Annotated in this window: 26 protein-coding genes; all 26 read left to right on the top strand. The window is 64.8% G+C overall.

From position 1 onward, the window contains the following. The first annotated feature begins 17 nt into the window (after positions 1 to 17). Positions 18 to 2,132 (top strand): elongation factor G, encoded by a 2,115-nt coding sequence (gene fusA, locus AC1ROC_RS18315; RefSeq protein ID WP_085368821.1) that lies wholly within the window; start codon positions 18 to 20, stop codon positions 2,130 to 2,132. Between the two features lie 113 nt (positions 2,133 to 2,245). Then, positions 2,246 to 3,439: an elongation factor Tu gene (tuf, locus tag AC1ROC_RS18320; RefSeq protein ID WP_055894752.1), complete on the top strand. Its 1,194-nt coding sequence runs from the start codon at positions 2,246 to 2,248 to the stop codon at positions 3,437 to 3,439. Between the two features lie 412 nt (positions 3,440 to 3,851). Next, on the top strand, positions 3,852 to 4,730 hold the full coding sequence (locus tag AC1ROC_RS18325) for a hypothetical protein (RefSeq protein ID WP_493001816.1): 879 nt from the start codon (positions 3,852 to 3,854) through the stop codon (positions 4,728 to 4,730). A 3-nt stretch (positions 4,731 to 4,733) separates the two neighbouring features. Continuing rightward, on the top strand, positions 4,734 to 5,207 hold the full coding sequence (locus AC1ROC_RS18330) for a hypothetical protein (protein WP_493001817.1): 474 nt from the start codon (positions 4,734 to 4,736) through the stop codon (positions 5,205 to 5,207). A 381-nt stretch (positions 5,208 to 5,588) separates the two neighbouring features. After that, entirely contained in the window at positions 5,589 to 5,897 is a 309-nt protein-coding gene (gene rpsJ / locus AC1ROC_RS18335; protein WP_005050520.1) for a 30S ribosomal protein S10, read from the top strand. 11 nt (positions 5,898 to 5,908) lie between these two features. Continuing rightward, entirely contained in the window at positions 5,909 to 6,568 is a 660-nt protein-coding gene (rplC, locus tag AC1ROC_RS18340) for a 50S ribosomal protein L3 (RefSeq protein WP_055894761.1), read from the top strand. A gap of 4 nt (positions 6,569 to 6,572) precedes the next feature. After that, positions 6,573 to 7,223: a 50S ribosomal protein L4 gene (gene rplD, locus AC1ROC_RS18345; RefSeq protein WP_085368819.1), complete on the top strand. Its 651-nt coding sequence runs from the start codon at positions 6,573 to 6,575 to the stop codon at positions 7,221 to 7,223. Then, positions 7,223 to 7,519, top strand: coding sequence for a 50S ribosomal protein L23 (gene rplW / locus AC1ROC_RS18350; RefSeq protein ID WP_085368818.1), 297 nt, complete (start codon positions 7,223 to 7,225; stop codon positions 7,517 to 7,519). The genes rplD and rplW overlap by 1 nt, the downstream gene beginning before the upstream one ends. Positions 7,520 to 7,545: 26 nt before the next feature. Next, positions 7,546 to 8,385, top strand: a complete 840-nt coding sequence (gene rplB, locus AC1ROC_RS18355; protein ID WP_055894771.1) for a 50S ribosomal protein L2 — start codon at positions 7,546 to 7,548, stop codon at positions 8,383 to 8,385. Positions 8,386 to 8,394: 9 nt separating this feature from the next. Then, positions 8,395 to 8,676, top strand: a complete 282-nt coding sequence (gene rpsS / locus AC1ROC_RS18360; RefSeq protein ID WP_055894775.1) for a 30S ribosomal protein S19 — start codon at positions 8,395 to 8,397, stop codon at positions 8,674 to 8,676. A gap of 24 nt (positions 8,677 to 8,700) precedes the next feature. After that, positions 8,701 to 9,093 carry a 50S ribosomal protein L22 gene (gene rplV / locus AC1ROC_RS18365; RefSeq protein WP_055894778.1) on the top strand — a complete coding sequence of 131 codons (393 nt, stop codon included), beginning with the start codon at positions 8,701 to 8,703 and terminating at the stop codon, positions 9,091 to 9,093. Beyond that, the gene (rpsC, locus tag AC1ROC_RS18370; RefSeq protein WP_085368817.1) at positions 9,093 to 9,869 is read left to right on the top strand and encodes a 30S ribosomal protein S3; all 777 of its coding nucleotides are present in this window, start codon (positions 9,093 to 9,095) and stop codon (positions 9,867 to 9,869) included. The genes rplV and rpsC overlap by 1 nt, the downstream gene beginning before the upstream one ends. A 2-nt stretch (positions 9,870 to 9,871) precedes the next feature. Further along, complete coding sequence (gene rplP / locus AC1ROC_RS18375; RefSeq protein WP_055894786.1) at positions 9,872 to 10,291, top strand: 50S ribosomal protein L16; 420 nt, start codon at positions 9,872 to 9,874, stop codon at positions 10,289 to 10,291. Then, complete coding sequence (gene rpmC, locus AC1ROC_RS18380; protein WP_085368816.1) at positions 10,291 to 10,620, top strand: 50S ribosomal protein L29; 330 nt, start codon at positions 10,291 to 10,293, stop codon at positions 10,618 to 10,620. The genes rplP and rpmC overlap by 1 nt, the downstream gene beginning before the upstream one ends. Continuing rightward, positions 10,620 to 10,925 (top strand): 30S ribosomal protein S17, encoded by a 306-nt coding sequence (rpsQ, locus tag AC1ROC_RS18385; RefSeq protein ID WP_055894793.1) that lies wholly within the window; start codon positions 10,620 to 10,622, stop codon positions 10,923 to 10,925. Before rpmC ends, rpsQ begins: the two co-directional genes overlap by 1 nt. Continuing rightward, positions 10,922 to 11,290 (top strand): 50S ribosomal protein L14, encoded by a 369-nt coding sequence (gene rplN / locus AC1ROC_RS18390; RefSeq protein ID WP_055894798.1) that lies wholly within the window; start codon positions 10,922 to 10,924, stop codon positions 11,288 to 11,290. The genes rpsQ and rplN overlap by 4 nt, the downstream gene beginning before the upstream one ends. A gap of 3 nt (positions 11,291 to 11,293) precedes the next feature. Further along, positions 11,294 to 11,653, top strand: coding sequence for a 50S ribosomal protein L24 (gene rplX, locus AC1ROC_RS18395; RefSeq protein ID WP_085368815.1), 360 nt, complete (start codon positions 11,294 to 11,296; stop codon positions 11,651 to 11,653). After that, positions 11,653 to 12,240 (top strand): 50S ribosomal protein L5, encoded by a 588-nt coding sequence (gene rplE, locus AC1ROC_RS18400; protein ID WP_085368814.1) that lies wholly within the window; start codon positions 11,653 to 11,655, stop codon positions 12,238 to 12,240. Before rplX ends, rplE begins: the two co-directional genes overlap by 1 nt. Positions 12,241 to 12,343: 103 nt before the next feature. Continuing rightward, on the top strand, positions 12,344 to 12,742 hold the full coding sequence (rpsH, locus tag AC1ROC_RS18405; protein WP_055894808.1) for a 30S ribosomal protein S8: 399 nt from the start codon (positions 12,344 to 12,346) through the stop codon (positions 12,740 to 12,742). A 6-nt stretch (positions 12,743 to 12,748) separates the two neighbouring features. Further along, the gene (rplF, locus tag AC1ROC_RS18410; RefSeq protein WP_085368813.1) at positions 12,749 to 13,285 is read left to right on the top strand and encodes a 50S ribosomal protein L6; all 537 of its coding nucleotides are present in this window, start codon (positions 12,749 to 12,751) and stop codon (positions 13,283 to 13,285) included. Between the two features lie 2 nt (positions 13,286 to 13,287). Further along, positions 13,288 to 13,659 (top strand): 50S ribosomal protein L18, encoded by a 372-nt coding sequence (rplR, locus tag AC1ROC_RS18415; protein ID WP_085368812.1) that lies wholly within the window; start codon positions 13,288 to 13,290, stop codon positions 13,657 to 13,659. After that, positions 13,656 to 14,375: a 30S ribosomal protein S5 gene (gene rpsE / locus AC1ROC_RS18420; RefSeq protein ID WP_082581390.1), complete on the top strand. Its 720-nt coding sequence runs from the start codon at positions 13,656 to 13,658 to the stop codon at positions 14,373 to 14,375. Before rplR ends, rpsE begins: the two co-directional genes overlap by 4 nt. Next, entirely contained in the window at positions 14,375 to 14,560 is a 186-nt protein-coding gene (gene rpmD / locus AC1ROC_RS18425; RefSeq protein ID WP_085368811.1) for a 50S ribosomal protein L30, read from the top strand. The genes rpsE and rpmD overlap by 1 nt, the downstream gene beginning before the upstream one ends. Then, on the top strand, positions 14,560 to 15,294 hold the full coding sequence (gene rplO / locus AC1ROC_RS18430) for a 50S ribosomal protein L15 (RefSeq protein ID WP_168690046.1): 735 nt from the start codon (positions 14,560 to 14,562) through the stop codon (positions 15,292 to 15,294). The genes rpmD and rplO overlap by 1 nt, the downstream gene beginning before the upstream one ends. Positions 15,295 to 15,377: 83 nt before the next feature. Beyond that, positions 15,378 to 16,700 (top strand): preprotein translocase subunit SecY, encoded by a 1,323-nt coding sequence (secY, locus tag AC1ROC_RS18435; RefSeq protein ID WP_085368809.1) that lies wholly within the window; start codon positions 15,378 to 15,380, stop codon positions 16,698 to 16,700. After that, positions 16,697 to 17,305: an adenylate kinase gene (locus AC1ROC_RS18440; protein WP_179150747.1), complete on the top strand. Its 609-nt coding sequence runs from the start codon at positions 16,697 to 16,699 to the stop codon at positions 17,303 to 17,305. The genes secY and AC1ROC_RS18440 overlap by 4 nt, the downstream gene beginning before the upstream one ends. The last annotated feature ends 2 nt before the right edge of the window (positions 17,306 to 17,307 follow it).

Consider the following 17,307-nt stretch of genomic DNA (forward strand, 5'->3'; position numbering starts at 1 on the left):
CTTTTCGGAGGAACCCTGTGGCACAGGACGTGCTCACCGACCTGAACAAGGTCCGCAACATCGGCATCATGGCCCACATCGATGCCGGCAAGACCACTACGACCGAGCGCATCCTGTTCTACACGGGCGTCAACCACAAGATCGGCGAGACCCACGACGGCGCTTCGACGACCGACTGGATGGAGCAGGAGAAGGAGCGCGGCATCACCATCACGTCCGCGGCCGTCACCTGTTTCTGGAACAAGAACCAGATCAACATCATCGACACCCCGGGTCACGTGGACTTCACCGTCGAGGTGGAGCGTTCGCTCCGCGTCCTCGACGGCGCCGTCGCCGTCTTCGACGGCAAGGAGGGCGTCGAGCCCCAGTCCGAGACCGTCTGGCGTCAGGCCGACAAGTACAACGTCCCGCGCATCTGCTTCGTCAACAAGATGGACAAGCTCGGCGCCGACTTCTACTACACGGTCGACACCATCGTCAGCCGCCTCGGCGCCAAGCCGCTGGTGCTGCAGCTCCCGATCGGTTCCGAGTCCGCCTTCGAGGGCGTCGTCGACCTCATCGAGATGCGTGCGCTGACCTGGCGCGGTGACGCAAAGGGTGACGTCCAGATGGGCGCCAAGTACGCCATCGAGGAGATCCCGGCCGACCTGGTCGACAAGGCCAACGAGTACCGTCAGACGCTGCTCGAGACCGTCGCGGAGAGCGACGACGCACTGCTCGAGAAGTTCTTCGGCGGTGAGGAGCTCACGGTCGCAGAGATCAAGGGCGCCATCCGCAAGATGACGATCAACAGCGAGCTCTACCCGGTTCTCTGCGGTTCCGCGTTCAAGAACCGCGGCGTGCAGCCGATGCTCGACGCTGTGATCGACTTCCTTCCGTCGCCGATCGACGTTCCGGCCATCGAGGCTCACGACCCGCGCGACGAGGAGAAGGTCATCCTTCGCCACGCCGACGCGTCCGAGCCGTTCTCGGCTCTGGCCTTCAAGGTCGCCGTCCACCCGTTCTTCGGTCGTCTGACCTACGTGCGCGTGTACTCCGGCCGTGTCGACAGCGGTGCCGGCATCGTCAACTCGACCAAGGGCAAGAAGGAGCGCATCGGGAAGATCTTCCAGATGCACGCCAACAAGGAGAACCCGGTCGACTTCCTGACCGCTGGCAACATCTACGCCGTGATCGGCCTCAAGGACACCACCACCGGTGACACCCTGTGTGACCCGGACAACCAGGTCGTCCTCGAGTCGATGACGTTCCCCGAGCCCGTCATCGAGGTCGCGATCGAGCCGAAGACCAAGGCCGACCAGGAGAAGCTGGGCACCGCGATCCAGAAGCTCGCCGAGGAAGACCCGACGTTCCGCACCGAGCAGAACCAGGAGACCGGTCAGACGGTCATCAAGGGTATGGGTGAACTTCACCTGGACATCCTGGTCGACCGCATGAAGCGCGAGTTCAACGTCGAGGCCAACGTCGGCAAGCCCCAGGTGGCCTACCGCGAGACCATCCGTCGCGCGGTCGAGAAGTACGACTACACCCACAAGAAGCAGACCGGTGGTTCTGGCCAGTTCGCCAAGATCCAGATCACGATCGAGCCGATGGATGTCACGCCGGAGACGAGCTACGAGTTCGTCAACGCTGTGACGGGTGGCCGCGTCCCGCGCGAGTACATCCCCTCGGTCGACCACGGTATCCAGGACGCGATGCAGGTGGGTGTTCTCGCCGGCTTCCCGACCGTGGGTGTCAAGGCCACCCTCGTGGATGGCGCTTCGCACGACGTCGACTCCTCGGAGATGGCGTTCAAGATCGCCGGCTCGATGGCCTACAAGGAGGCCGCGCGCAAGGCGAACCCCGTGCTCCTCGAACCGCTCATGGCGGTCGAGGTTCGCACGCCGGAAGAGTACATGGGCGATGTGATCGGTGACCTCAACTCACGACGTGGTCAGATCCAGTCGATGGAGGACGCGAGCGGGGTCAAGGTGATCCGCGCGAACGTTCCGCTGTCGGAGATGTTCGGGTACATCGGCGACCTGCGGTCGAAGACCTCGGGCCGTGCGGTCTACTCGATGACCTTCGACAGCTACGCGGAGGTTCCCAAGGCTGTTGCCGACGAGATCGTCCAGAAGAACAAGGGCGAGTGACTCCGGTCACCCTCCTTTCGCAGTATCCCGTAACATAGATAAACAATCCCGTAGAGTTGCCGGCCGGAAACCATCGGCCGGGGCTTCTACACGAGAGTCCTGAGGAGGACCCAGTGGCTAAGGCCAAGTTCGAGCGGACTAAGCCGCACGTCAACATCGGAACCATCGGTCACGTCGACCACGGAAAGACGACGCTCACCGCGGCGATCTCGAAGGTGCTTGCTGACAAGTACCCGTCGGCGACCAACGTTCAGCGCGACTTCGCGTCGATCGACTCGGCTCCGGAAGAGCGTCAGCGCGGTATCACGATCAACATCTCGCACGTCGAGTACGAGACCCCGAAGCGCCACTACGCGCACGTTGACGCCCCTGGGCACGCCGACTACATCAAGAACATGATCACCGGTGCCGCTCAGATGGACGGCGCGATCCTCGTGGTCGCCGCTACCGACGGCCCGATGGCGCAGACCCGTGAGCACGTGCTGCTCGCGAAGCAGGTCGGTGTTCCGTACCTGCTCGTCGCGCTCAACAAGTCCGACATGGTCGACGACGAGGAGATCCTGGAGCTCGTCGAGCTCGAGGTTCGCGAGCTTCTGTCGAGCCAGGACTTCGATGGCGACAACGCCCCCGTCGTTCGCGTCTCGGGCCTCAAGGCTCTCGAGGGCGACGAGAAGTGGGTCGAGTCGATCGTCGAGCTCATGGACGCCGTCGACAACTCCATCCCCGACCCGGTGCGCGACAAGGACAAGCCGTTCCTGATGCCGATCGAGGACGTCTTCACGATCACCGGTCGTGGAACCGTCGTCACCGGCCGCGCCGAGCGTGGAACCCTCGCCATCAACTCCGAGGTCGAGATCGTCGGCATCCGCCCGACGCAGAAGACCACGGTCACTGGTATCGAGATGTTCCACAAGCAGCTCGACGAGGCATGGGCCGGCGAGAACTGTGGTCTGCTCCTCCGTGGAACCAAGCGTGAGGACGTCGAGCGCGGTCAGGTCGTCGTGAAGCCGGGTTCGGTTACGCCGCACACCAACTTCGAGGGCACCGCGTACATCCTGTCCAAGGATGAGGGTGGGCGTCACAACCCGTTCTACGCGAACTACCGTCCGCAGTTCTACTTCCGCACCACCGACGTCACCGGCGTCATCACGCTGCCCGAGGGCACCGAGATGGTCATGCCCGGCGACACCACCGACATGACGGTCGAGCTGATCCAGCCGATCGCTATGGAGGAGGGCCTCGGCTTCGCCATCCGTGAGGGTGGCCGCACCGTGGGCGCTGGTACGGTCACGAAGATCATCAAGTAGTCTTCTCCGACTGCTCGGAAAGGGGCTGGACCGAAAGGTCCGGCCCCTTTTTGCATCCCCCCATCGGGTCCTGGACGTTTGCTCCAGGGGGTTTACCTCCCGCTGGTCGAAGCGCAGAATGAGGACACCGTTTCAACCGGACGGTTCCGTCGATGAAGGGAGAGCGTATGGATATCCATGACCTCGCAAACCAGGCCAACCCGCAGACAGGCATTCGGACGGAAAGTTCGGGAGTCGCGTAAGCGGTCCCATTGGCAACAGCACGGGGTGACGGCGCGAGGCGTCACCCGAGCGGGGCTCCGGCGTTCAGCCGGGCCCCGCTCTTCGTGTCCGGCGTTCGCCACACCCCCACGTTCTGCACCGATCCATCCGACTGGCCCCACCAGACGACCACCTGGCCGATGCTGGATGCATGACCACTCCAGCCCTCTCCCACCAGCTCCTCGCCGCCGTCTATCCAGCGGAGGCCTCGCGCCACGCATCCCGAGGTCGCGCCCGCGTGCGCGACGACTATCTCGCGCGCTTACGCACCCTCGCCGCCGTGCGTCCGGTGGCTCCCGTGTTCAGCCACTGGTCGGCCGCCGTCGTCCACGGGCTCCCCATGCTCGGCCCTCCTCCGGCCACCATCCACATCCTGGGTCGCAGCGGGGTCGACGAGCGCGCGTGGCGCGGCATCGTGGAGCACAGGGCGCGCGCCGGGGACGCCACCGTGGTGCGTCGCGGACTGGCCGCGACCTCGGTGGCGGCGACGGTCGCAGACCTGGCGGCGCGTGGCTCCTTCGTCGGCGGGGTGGTTGCTGCCGACCACGCGGTCTCGTCCGGCGCGTTCGGCGAGCGAACGCCGCTGGCAACCAGGGAGGCTCTCGTAACGGCGGCCGCGCACCTGCGCGATCCGGTGGAGCGAACGCGCGCGCTGGAGGCCGCCGCCTTCTGCGACGGCAGGGCGGAGAGTCCGATCGAGTCGGTGAGCAGGGCCGTCATGGACATCCTGGGTCTTCCTCCGCCCGAGCTGCAGCACCAGGTCGGCCTTCCGGGGATCACCGCCCGCGTCGACTTCGCGTGGCCGCGGCTCGGCGTCATCGGAGAGGCGGACGGGGAGGTGAAGATCGCCGACCCCCGGATGCTGGCCGGTCGCTCGCCGATGCAGGTGCTGCGCAGCCAGCTCGCGCGCCAGCGGGCCATCGAGGAGACGGGGATGCGCGTGGTCCGCTGGGGCTGGGACACCGCCCGTCGTGCCGACCGTCTCGGACCGCTGCTGGCGCGCAACGGGGTGCTGCCGATAAGGTCCTGATGCATGGGCTACTTCGTGCTCGTCATCGCGCAGACCGTGGTGCTTCCGATCGTCTCCGGTTCGATCGAGCTGGCGGTGAGCGGGGGAGACCCCGTGCTGGTCTTCGGCAAGTGGTGGGTGTTCTGGGGAGTCGGCACGCGGCTGCTCGTGGCTGGCGTCGCGCAGGTCTCCGGACGGGGGCCGACCACGGCCATCCTGGGTGCCGCCACCCCGACGGTGCAGGAGAAGCAGCTCACGCGCGAGCTCGGCACGGCCAACCTCGGCATGGGGATCGCCGGCCTCCTGGCACTCGTGCCAGGGTGGGCTCTCCCCGCGGGCGTCGCGGGCGGCGTCTTCCTCCTGATCGCCGGGTTGATGCACCTGCCGAAGAGGGGCAAGAACGCGCAGGAGGCGCTCGCGACGTGGACGGATCTGCTGGTCGGGATCGTCGTCGTGGTGCTCGCCGTCGATGTGATCGTGCGGGCTTTCTCGGGCTGAGGGCGAGCGCGAAGCGGCGTGCGACGCGCCCGCGACACGCCCGGGTTGCAGCTTGGGCCGGAGTCTGGCAAACTTGTCTAGTTCAACATTTCGGAACGAGTGCGCTCATGTGCGCTCCGAACGGATCACTGCCAGGCAGTGCATAGCCCACCGAGACGCCGTCAGGCGGCATTCGGAAGATGGTTAGGCCGCGGGTAGAAGAGCAAAGCTTAATCGACAACCTCGAAGACAAGGGTTCACCCATGTCCGCGGGCGGTCGATGAGTTGACAGAAGAATAGTGGCGTTCCCCAACAAGCGTTCGTCGCATCCGCGTCCAATGCGAGTCAGGTTCTCTCGGGAGCCGGTCTCGTACGACGCCATAACAAGAGAGTGAGTCAGACATGGCGGGACAGAAGATCCGCATCCGGCTTAAGTCGTATGACCACGAGGTCATCGACACCTCGGCGCGCAAGATCGTCGACACGGTTACCCGTGCAGGCGCTACCGTCGTCGGCCCGGTGCCCCTTCCCACCGAGAAGAACGTGGTGTGTGTCATCCGTTCTCCCCACAAGTACAAGGACAGCCGTGAGCACTTCGAGATGCGCACGCACAAGCGGCTGATCGACATCATCGACCCGACGCCGAAGGCCGTCGACTCGCTCATGCGTCTCGACCTGCCCGCCGACGTCAACATCGAGATCAAGCTCTAAGGGGGAGTGCCATGTCGAACATCGAAACCAAGACCTCCCGTGGCCTCCTCGGCAAGAAGCTCGGAATGACCCAGGTCTGGGATGAGAACAACAAGCTCATCCCCGTGACCGTCATCGAGATCACGCCGAACGTCGTCACCCAGGTCCGCACCCCCGAGGTCGACGGCTACAACGCCGTCCAGATCGCCTACGGCCAGATCGACCCGCGCAAGGTCAACAAGCCGTCGGCAGGTCACTTCGACAAGGCCGGCGTCACGCCGCGCCGTCACCTCACCGAGGTCCGCACCGCAGACGCCGCCGAGTACTCGGCCGGCCAGGAGCTCACCGTGGACGCCACGTTCGAGGCCGGCCAGCTGGTCGACGTCGTCGGAACGTCCAAGGGTAAGGGCTTCGCCGGTGTGATGAAGCGTCACAACTTCAAGGGTGTCTCCGCCTCGCACGGTGCACACCGCAACCACCGCAAGCCGGGTTCCATCGGCGCCTCCTCGACCCCGAGCCGTGTCTTCAAGGGCATGCGCATGGCCGGTCGCATGGGTGGCGAGCGTGTGACCGTTCTGAACCTCAAGGTTCAGGCCGTCGACGCAGAGAAGGGCCTCCTGCTGGTCAAGGGCGCCGTTCCCGGCGCTCGCGGCCGCATCGTTTTCGTCCGCAACGCAGTGAAGGGGGCCTAGTCGCATGGCTACCTCGATTGACGTTCTCGATGTCAAGGGCAAGAAGGCAGGCTCTGTCGAGCTTCCCGCCGAGCTCTTCGACGTCCAGACCAACATCCCGCTGATCCACCAGGTCGTCGTCGCGCAGCTCGCTGCGGCGCGTCAGGGAACTCACAAGACCAAGCGTCGTGGTGAGGTCTCCGGTGCAGGTCGCAAGCCGTTCAAGCAGAAGGGAACCGGTCGCGCTCGTCAGGGCTCGATCCGCGCCCCTCAGATGACCGGTGGTGGCATCGTCCACGGACCGGTGCCCCGCAGCTACGCGCAGCGCACCCCCAAGAAGATGATCGCCGCTGCTCTGCTCGGTGCTCTCTCCGACCGCGCCCGCGGAAGCCGCCTGCACGCCGTCGAGTCGCTCGCCCTCGGTGAGACCCCGTCGACCAAGGCCGTCGCAGAGTACCTCGCCACTGTCGCCACCTCGAAGCACGTCCTCATCGTGCTCGAGCGCGACGACGCGGTGAGCCTCAAGAGCGTCCGCAACCTGCCCACCGTCCACACGCTGACCTTCGACCAGCTGAACGCGTACGACGTGCTCGTCAGTGACGACATCGTCTTCACGAAGGGTGCGCTCGAAGGCTTCATCGCTTCGAAGTCCAACAAGGAAGAGGTGAACGCGTAATGGCCGTCAACAAGGACCCGCGCGACATCATCATCGCCCCGGTCGTCTCTGAGAAGAGCTACGGCCTGATCGACGAGGGCAAGTACACGTTCGTCGTCGACCCGCGTTCGAACAAGACCGAGATCAAGCTCGCCATCGAGAGCATCTTCAAGGTCCAGGTCGCCTCGATCAACACCCTGAACCGTCAGGGCAAGACGCGTCGCACCAAGTTCGGCACCGGCAAGCGCAAGGACACCAAGCGTGCCATCGTCACGCTCAAGTCCGGTTCCATCGACATCTTCACGGCAGTTGGCTAAGGCCGGGATCTAGAGGAAAACAGACAATGGCTATTCGTAAGTACAAGCCCACGACCCCCGGTCGTCGCGGTTCGAGCGTTGCCGACTTCGCTGAGATCACCCGGTCGACGCCCGAGAAGTCGCTGCTCCGTCCGCTGTCGAAGACCGGTGGCCGCAACAACCAGGGCCGCATCACGACCCGTCACATCGGTGGTGGCCACAAGCGCCAGTACCGCGTGATCGACTTCCGTCGCAACGACAAGGACGGCGTCAACGCGAAGGTCGCTCACATCGAGTACGACCCCAACCGCACCGCACGTATCGCGCTGCTCCACTTCGTGGACGGCACCAAGCGCTACATCCTGGCCCCGAACAAGCTGTCGCAGGGCGACATCGTCGAGTCGGGTGCAGGCGCGGACATCAAGCCGGGCAACAACCTGCCGCTTCGCAACATCCCCACCGGTACCGTGATCCACGCGATCGAGCTCAAGCCGGGCGGTGGCGCAAAGCTCGCCCGTTCGGCCGGCGCTTCCGTGCGTCTCGTCGCCAAGGACGGCCCGTACGCGCAGCTCCGTCTGCCGTCGGGTGAGATCCGCAACGTGGATGCACGCTGCCGCGCGACGATCGGCGAGGTCGGCAACGCCGAGCAGTCGAACATCAACTGGGGCAAGGCAGGCCGCATGCGCTGGAAGGGCGTCCGCCCGACCGTCCGTGGTGTTGCCATGAACCCGATCGACCACCCGCACGGTGGTGGTGAGGGCAAGACCTCCGGTGGTCGTCACCCGGTCAGCCCGTGGGGTCAGAAGGAAGGCCGCACCCGCCACCCGAACAAGGAAAGCGACAAGCTCATCGTGCGTCGTCGTACTGTCGGCAAGAAGCGTAAGTAGGAGTAGAAGATGCCACGCAGTCTCAAAAAGGGCCCCTTCGTCGACGACCACCTGCTTCGCAAGGTTGTCGCCGCGAACGAGGCCAACAGCAAGAACGTGATCAAGACCTGGTCGCGCCGCTCGATGATCGTCCCGGCCATGCTGGGTCACACCATCGCGGTGCACGACGGTCGCAAGCACATCCCGGTGTTCGTCACCGAGACCATGGTTGGGCACAAGCTCGGTGAGTTTGCTCCCACCCGCACCTTCCGTGGACACGTGAAGGACGACAAGAAGGGTCGTCGCCGCTAACGCGGTGACGTAAGGAGGAGAGAAATGGTGGAGTCGATCGCACGCGTGCGACACATCCGCGTGACCCCCCAGAAGGCTCGTCGCGTCGTCAACCTGATTCGCGGCAAGCAGGCACAGGAGGCCCTGGCCATCCTGAAGTTCGCCCCGCAGGGTGCGAGCGAGCCGGTGTACAAGCTCGTCGCCTCGGCGATCGCCAACGCGCGAGTCAAGGCCGACCAGTCGAACACCTATCTGGACGAGCAGGACCTGTACGTGAGCAGCGCATTCGTTGACGAGGGCACGACCCTCAAGCGCTTCCAGCCGCGTGCACAGGGCCGGGCCTTCCGCATCAACAAGCGCACCAGCCACATCACGATCGTCCTCGCGACGCCGGATGAGGCCGCAGCTGCCAAGGCTACGAAGAAGGCGAGCAAGTAATGGGTCAGAAAGTCAATCCATACGGCTTCCGTCTGGGCATCACCACCGACCACGTGTCGCGGTGGTTCTCGGACAGCACCAAGCCGGGTCAGCGGTACAGTGACTACCTCGCCGAGGACGTCAAGATCCGTCGTCTGCTGCAGACGTCGCTCGACCGCGCGGGTGTTTCCCGCATTGAGATCGAGCGCACCCGTGACCGTGTCCGCGTCGACATCCACACCGCCCGCCCGGGCATCGTGATCGGTCGTCGTGGCGCAGAGGCAGAGCGCATCCGCGCCGACCTCGAGAAGCTCACGGGCAAGCAGATCCAGCTGAACATCCTCGAGGTCAAGAACCCCGAGGCCGACGCTCAGCTCGTCGCTCAGGGCATCGCAGAGCAGCTCTCCGCACGTGTGGCGTTCCGCCGCGCGATGCGCAAGGGCCTGCAGGGCGCCCAGCGCGCAGGCGCCAAGGGTGTCCGCATCCAGGTGTCCGGCCGTCTCGGCGGCGCTGAGATGAGCCGCTCGGAGTTCTACCGCGAGGGCCGTGTGCCGCTGCACACGCTCCGCGCCAACATCGACTACGGCTTCTACGAGGCCAAGACCACTTTCGGTCGCATCGGTGTCAAGGTGTGGATCTACAAGGGCGACATCACGAACAAGGAGCTTGCTCGCGAGCAGGCCAACCAGAAGCCGTCGCGCGAGCGCAACGACCGTGACCGTCCGCGTCGCGGCGGTGGCCGGGGCAACGCCCCTGCAGCCGAGAGCGCGCCGGCCGCAGCAGGAGTTGAGGCATAACCATGTTGATCCCACGTAGAGTCAAGCACCGCAAGCAGCACCACCCCGGCCGTTCCGGCCAGGCCACTGGTGGCACGAAGGTCTCCTTCGGCGAGTTCGGCATCCAGGCCCTGACCCCCGCGTACGTGACGAACCGTCAGATCGAGTCCGCTCGTATCGCGATGACCCGTCACATCAAGCGTGGTGGCAAGGTGTGGATCAACATCTACCCCGACCGTCCGCTCACGAAGAAGCCGGCCGAAACCCGCATGGGTTCCGGTAAGGGTTCCCCCGAGTGGTGGGTCGCCAACGTCAAGCCGGGTCGAGTCCTCTTCGAGGTCTCTGGTGTCAGCGAGGAACTCGCTCGCGAGGCCATGACCCGTGCAATTCACAAGCTGCCCCTCAAGGCACGCATCATCAAGCGCGAGGAGGGCGACGCGTAATGGCGATCGGATCCAAGGAGCTCGCATCCGCAGAGCTCGACACTTTCGAAGACGAGCGTCTCGTCGACGAGCTGAAGAAGGCCAAGGAAGAGCTGTTCAACCTGCGCTTCCAGTCGGCCACCGGCCAGCTCGAGAGCCACGGCCGCCTGCGCGCCGTGAAGCGCGACATCGCTCGTATCTACACGGTCATCCGTGAGCGCGAGCTCGGCATCAGGGCCACCCCGGCCCCCGCCGAGGTCGCCGACGCGAAGGCTGAGAAGAAGACCAAGGCGAAGAAGGCCGCCCCCGCGGCCGCCGACGCCGAGACTGAGACTGAGGAGGCCAAGTAATGGCTGAGACCACCAAGGCTGCGGCCGCGGAGTCGGCGGCCGACGAGGCCCTCGTCCGCGGGTACCGCAAGGCCCGTCGCGGTTACGTCGTCAGCGACAAGATGGACAAGACCATCGTCGTCGAGGTCGAAGACCGCGTGAAGCACCCCCTGTACGGCAAGGTCATCCGCCGCACCTCCAAGGTGAAGGCGCACGATGAGAGCAACAGCGCCGGCATCGGCGACCTCGTTCTCATCAACGAGACCCGTCCGCTGAGCGCCTCCAAGCGGTGGCGCCTGGTTGAGATTCTGGAGAAGGCCAAGTGATTCAGCAGGAATCCCGAGTCAAGGTCGCCGATAACACGGGCGCCAAGGAGCTCCTCACGATTCGCGTGCTCGGCGGCTCCGGCCGTCGTTACGCCGGCCTGGGCGACACGATCGTCGCCACGGTCAAGGACGCGATCCCCGGCGGCAACGTCAAGAAGGGCGACGTCGTCAAGGCTGTCATCGTGCGCGTGGTGAAGAACACCCGCCGCCCGGACGGCTCATACATCAAATTCGATGAGAACGCCGCAGTGATCTTGAAGAACGACGGGGACCCCCGCGGTACCCGCATCTTCGGACCGGTCGGTCGCGAACTCCGCGACAAGAAGTTCATGAAGATCATCTCGCTGGCCCCGGAGGTGCTGTAACACATGGCGAACATCAAGAAGGGCGACCTGGTCCAGGTCATCTCCGGTGCGTCGCAGGCGCGCGGAGGCGACAAGGGCAAGCAGGGTCGCGTCATCGAGGTTCTCGTCGAGAAGAACCGCGTGATCGTCGAGGGCGTCAACTTCGTCACCAAGCACGTCCGCGTCGGACAGACGCAGCGTGGCACGAAGACCGGCGGCATCGAGACGCACGAGGCTCCGATCCACGTCTCCAACGTGGCGCTCGTCGATCCCGAGACCAAGAAGCCGACCCGCGTCGGTTTCCGCAACGAGACTGTCACGAAGGACGGCGTCACCAAGACGGTCCGCGTTCGTTACGCCAAGAAGTCAGGTAAGGACCTGTAATGACCGACACTGCAACCGCTGCTGGCAAAATCCAGCCGCGTCTCAAGCAGAAGTACAAGAACGAGATCGCAGCGCAGCTGTCCAAGGACCTCGGCTTCACCAACCCGCACCAGGTGCCGGGTCTCGTGAAGATCGTCGTCAACATGGGCGTCGGCGAGGCTGCTCGTGACGGCAAGGTCATGGATGGTGCGGTCGCAGACCTCACCAAGATCACCGGTCAGAAGCCGCAGGTCACCAAGGCCCGCAAGTCCATCGCGCAGTTCAAGCTGCGCGAGGGTCAGCCGATCGGCGCGCACGTCACGCTGCGCGGCGACCGCATGTGGGAGTTCCTCGACCGCCTGCTGTCTCTTGCACTTCCCCGTATCCGCGACTTCCGCGGTCTGTCGGACAAGCAGTTCGACGGAACGGGCAACTACACCTTCGGTCTCACGGAGCAGGCGATGTTCCACGAGATCGACCAGGACCGCATCGACCGCGTCCGCGGAATGGACATCACTGTGGTGACCACCGCGAAGAACGACGAAGAGGGCCGCGCGCTGCTCAAGCAGCTCGGCTTCCCCTTCCGTTCCAACGAGGCCGCGAACTAGTCCTCACCCTGTCGGGCCGGCCGATCCGGCCGCCCCGCTTCCACCACAGGTCGTCAGTCGTGTAACGGCTGAACGAAACCTGGTGAACAAAGGAAACACCGAAATGACAATGACAGATCCGGTCGCAGACATGCTGACCAGACTGCGCAACGCGAACTCGGCGCACCACGACACCGTGTCGATGCCGCACTCGAAGCTCAAGGCGCACATCGCCGACATCCTCAAGTCCGAGGGTTACATCGCGAGCTGGGAGGTCAGCGACGCACGCGTCGGCCAGACCCTCACCCTCGGTCTGAAGTTCGGACCGAACCGCGAGCGTTCCATCGCCGGCATCAAGCGCGTCTCCAAGCCCGGACTCCGCGTCTACGCGAAGTCCACCGAGATCCCCAAGGTTCTCGGCGGCCTCGGCGTCGCCATCCTGTCCACCTCCTCCGGTCTGCTCACCGACCGTCAGGCTGAGAAGAAGGGCGTGGGTGGGGAAGTCCTCGCCTACGTGTGGTAGTTCGTCATGTCGCGTATTGGAAGACTGCCCATCAGCATCCCTGCCGGGGTTGATGTGAAGATCGACGGCCAGGCCGTCACCGTCAAGGGCCCGAAGGGCGAGCTCAGCCTCGTCGTCGCCAGCCCGATCGAGGTCAAGCTGGAAGAGGGCCAGGTGCTCGTCACCCGTCCCGACGACGAGCGCGCATCGCGTTCGCTGCACGGCCTGACCCGCACCCTGATCAACAACCAGATCATCGGCGTCACCGAGGGTTACTCCAAGGGACTCGAGATCGTCGGCACCGGTTACCGTGTCGCGCAGAAGGGCGCGGGCGTCGAGTTCGCTCTCGGCTTCTCGCACCCGGTCAACGTCGAGCCGCCCGCGGGTATCACGTTCACGGTCGAGGGCAACAACAAGCTCACGGTCAGTGGTATCGACAAGCAGGCCGTCGGTGAGGTCGCCGCCAACATCCGTAAGATCCGCAAGCCCGAGCCCTACAAGGGCAAGGGTGTGCGCTACGCCGGCGAGGTTGTCCGCCGCAAGGCCGGAAAGGCTGGTAAGTAACCATGGCTCTCGGAACCAGAGGAAAGAGCAAGTCCGCAGCACGCGGCCGCCGTCACACCCGGCTCCGCAAGAAGGTCGAGGGCACCGCGGTCCGTCCGCGTCTGGTCGTCAACCGCTCGGCACGTCACGTCTTCGTCCAGATCGTCGACGACAGCAAGGGTCACACCCTCGCGTCTGCTTCGACCATGGAGGCGGACCTCCGCAGCTTCGACGGTGACAAGACCGCCAAGGCACGCAAGGTCGGCGAGCTCGTCGCCGAGCGCGCCAAGAGCGCTGGCGTCGACGCCGTCGTATTCGACCGTGGAGGCAGCAAGTACGCAGGTCGCGTCGCAGCTGTCGCCGAAGGAGCTCGAGAGGGTGGATTGAACCTGTGAGCGACGAACAGAACAACAAGGAGCAGACCGTGGCCTCTGAGCAGACGACCGACGCCCAGGCGCCGGTTGAGACTGCGGCATCGACCACCAACACCCAGAGCGAGCCCCGTGAGGCCCGCCGTGGTGGTCGCGAGCGCAACCCCAACCGTGATCGCGGCAGCCGCGACCAGGACAAGAGCCAGTTCCTCGAGCGCGTTGTGACCATCAACCGCGTCTCGAAGGTCGTCAAGGGTGGACGTCGCTTCAGCTTCACCGCCCTCGTCGTCGTCGGAGACGGCAACGGTCTGGTCGGTGTCGGCTACGGCAAGGCCCGCGAGGTCCCGCTGGCGATCTCGAAGGGCGTCGAGGAGGCGAAGAAGAACTTCTTCCGCGTCCCGCGCGTCGGCAACACCATCCCGCACCCCGTCCAGGGTGAGGCTGCAGCCGGTGTGGTGCTCCTGCGCCCCGCCGCGGCAGGTACCGGTGTTATCGCCGGTGGCCCGGTCCGCGCCGTCCTCGAGTGCGCCGGTATCCACGACGTCCTGAGCAAGTCGCTCGGTTCGTCCAACACGATCAACATCGTGCACGCGACCGTCGAGGCGCTGCAGCAGCTCGAGGAACCTCGCGCCGTTGCCGCTCGCCGTGGACTCGACTACGACCAGGTGGCTCCGGCTCGCCTGCTGCGTGCCGAGGCCCAGGCGGCAGAGGCCGCCGCGACCGCGAAGGCAGGTGCCTGATGGCTGCGCGTCTGAAGATCACGCAGATCAAGTCCAAAGTAAGTGAGAAGCAGTACCAGCGCGACACCCTTCGCAGCCTGGGACTCAAGCGCATCGGTGACGTCGTCGTTCGCGAGGACAACTCGCAGAACCGCGGGTACGTCAAGACCGTCGCTCACCTTGTCAAGGTCGAGGAGATTGACTAATGGCTGACGAAAAGGAAGCAACCACCAAGGCTGCCGCCAAGCCGGCCGCCGAGAAGAAGGCAGCTGCTGCCAAGGCTCCGGCCAAGGCCGCTGCTGAGAAGGCTCCGGCCAAGAAGGCTCCGGCGAAGGCCGCTGCCGACAAGCCGGCCGCCGAGAAGAAGGCTCCTGCTGCGAAGGCTCCGGCCGCCAAGGCTCCTGCCAAGGCTGCCGCAGCGTCGAAGGATGAGACCGTCGCCAAGGCTGACAAGCCCGCCGCGAAGGCCCCGGCCAAGAAGGCAGCGCCCTCGGAGACCCGCGAGCACGTGCTCAAGGTTCACCACCTCCGTCCAGCAGCAGGTGCCAAGAAGGACCGCACCCGCGTCGGACGCGGTGAGGGCTCGAAGGGTAAGACGGCCGGCCGTGGTACCAAGGGTACGAAGGCTCGCTACTCGGTCCGCCCCGGATTCCAGGGTGGGCAGCTGCCGTTCCACATGCGGGCCCCGAAGCTTCGCGGCTTCAAGAACCCGTTCCGCGTCGAGTACCAGGTCGTGAACCTGGAGAAGCTCGCCGAGCTCTACCCGTCGGGTGGTGACGTCACCGTCACCGATCTCGTCGCCAAGGGCGCCGTTCGCAAGAACGAGAAGGTCAAGGTTCTCGGCAACGGGGACATTGCGGTTAAGCTGAACGTTGCGGTCGACAAGGTCTCCGGCTCTGCAGAGCAGAAGATCGTCGCCGCGGGTGGCTCGGTCAAGTAGCCACACCGTAAAGCTGTACAGTCGGGTGACCGGTATTTCTCCGGTCACCCGGCTGACTCCTTACAGGAAAGCAGGACGCACTTTTGTTTAGCGCCGTTGCGCGGATCTTCCGCACACCAGATCTTCGCCGGAAGATCGCCTTCACCTTGGGCGTCATCGCCCTGTTCCGCCTTGGCTCGTTCATCCCGGCGCCGTTCGTTGACTTCGGCAATGTGCAGACCTGTCTCAATGCCAACCAGGACACTTCTGGTCTCTATTCGCTCGTCAACCTGTTCTCGGGTGGCGCGCTCCTCAAACTCTCGATCTTCGCGCTCGGCATCATGCCGTACATCACAGCGTCGATCATCGTGCAGCTGTTGCGCGTGGTCATTCCGCGCTTCGAGACCCTCTACAAGGAGGGCCAGGCCGGTCAGGCCAAGCTCACGCAGTACACGCGTTACCTCACGATCGCGCTCGGCGTCCTCCAGTCGACCACGCTGATCACCGTCGCCCGCAGCGGCGCACTCTTCGGCACCACCGCCGTCTCGCAGTGCACCCAGCTCATCACGGACGACTCCTGGTACGCCATCATGCTCATGGTCATCACCATGACCGCCGGCACCGGCCTCATCATGTGGATGGGCGAGCTCGTCACCGAGCGCGGCATCGGCAACGGCATGTCCCTCCTCATCTTCACCTCGATCGCTGCTCAGTTCCCGAGCTCGCTCTGGGCCATCGCGCAGTCGCAGAGCATCGAGACGCTGCTGCTGGTGATCGCGATCGGCTTGCTGATCGTCATGGCGGTCGTCTTCGTCGAACAGTCGCAGCGGCGCATCCCGGTGCAGTACGCCAAGCGGATGGTCGGCAGGCGGACGTACGGCGGAAACAACACGTACATCCCGATCAAGGTCAACATGGCCGGTGTCGTGCCCGTGATCTTCGCGTCGTCGCTGCTCTACCTGCCGGCGCTGATCGCGCAGTTCAACCAGCCGGCAGCGGGCAAGGCTCCCGCTCCCTGGGTGACCTGGATCACGAACTACCTCACCAAGGGCGACCACCCGCTCTACATGCTGCTCTACTTCCTGCTGATCGTCGGCTTCACGTACTTCTACGTGGCCATCACGTTCAACCCGGAAGAAGTCGCCGACAACATGAAGAAGTACGGCGGCTTCATCCCCGGCATCCGTGCCGGCCGTCCGACCGCCGAATACCTCGACTACGTGCTCACCCGCGTCACCCTCCCCGGTTCGATCTATCTGGGTCTCGTCGCGCTGATACCGCTTGTCGCATTCGCGGTCATCGGAGCCAGTCAGAACTTCATGTTCGGCGGCACGTCCATCCTGATCATCGTCGGTGTCGGATTGGAGACGGTCAAGCAGATCGACTCCCAGCTCCAGCAGCGGCACTACGAAGGGCTTCTGCGTTGACCCGTATGCTGATCGTCGGACCTCCCGGAGCGGGCAAGGGCACTCAGGCCTCTCGCATCACCACCGCGTACGGGATCCCGGACATCTCCACGGGCGACATCTTCAGGGCCAACATCAAGAACGAGACGCCGCTCGGCCTGCAGGTCAAGGCGATCGTCGACGCGGGCGACTACGTCCCGGACAGCCTCACCAACGAGCTCGTCACCAACCGCATCGCTGAGGACGACGCCAAGAACGGCTTCCTGCTCGACGGATACCCGCGCACGCTCGACCAGGTGGCATACCTGGATGAGCTGCTCGAGAAGAACGGGCAGAAGCTCGACGCGGTCATCCAGCTGGTCGCAGACCAGGACGAGATCGTCGCCCGCCTCTCGAAGCGTGCGCAGGAGCAGGGTCGTGCAGACGACTCCGAGGAGGCCATCCGGCATCGCCAGGAGGTCTACGTGCGCGAGACCTCTCCGCTGATCGACGTGTACCGCTCGCGCGGACTCCTCGTCGAGGTCGACGGACTCGGCGACATGGACGAGGTGGCAGCACGCATCAAGTCGGCGCTCGCGAGCAAGGGCATCCTGCCCGTCGCGGAGCGCGACGAGTCCGTGGCATAGGC

Source organism: Leifsonia sp. GW821-FHT13C05 (assembly GCF_058806515.1).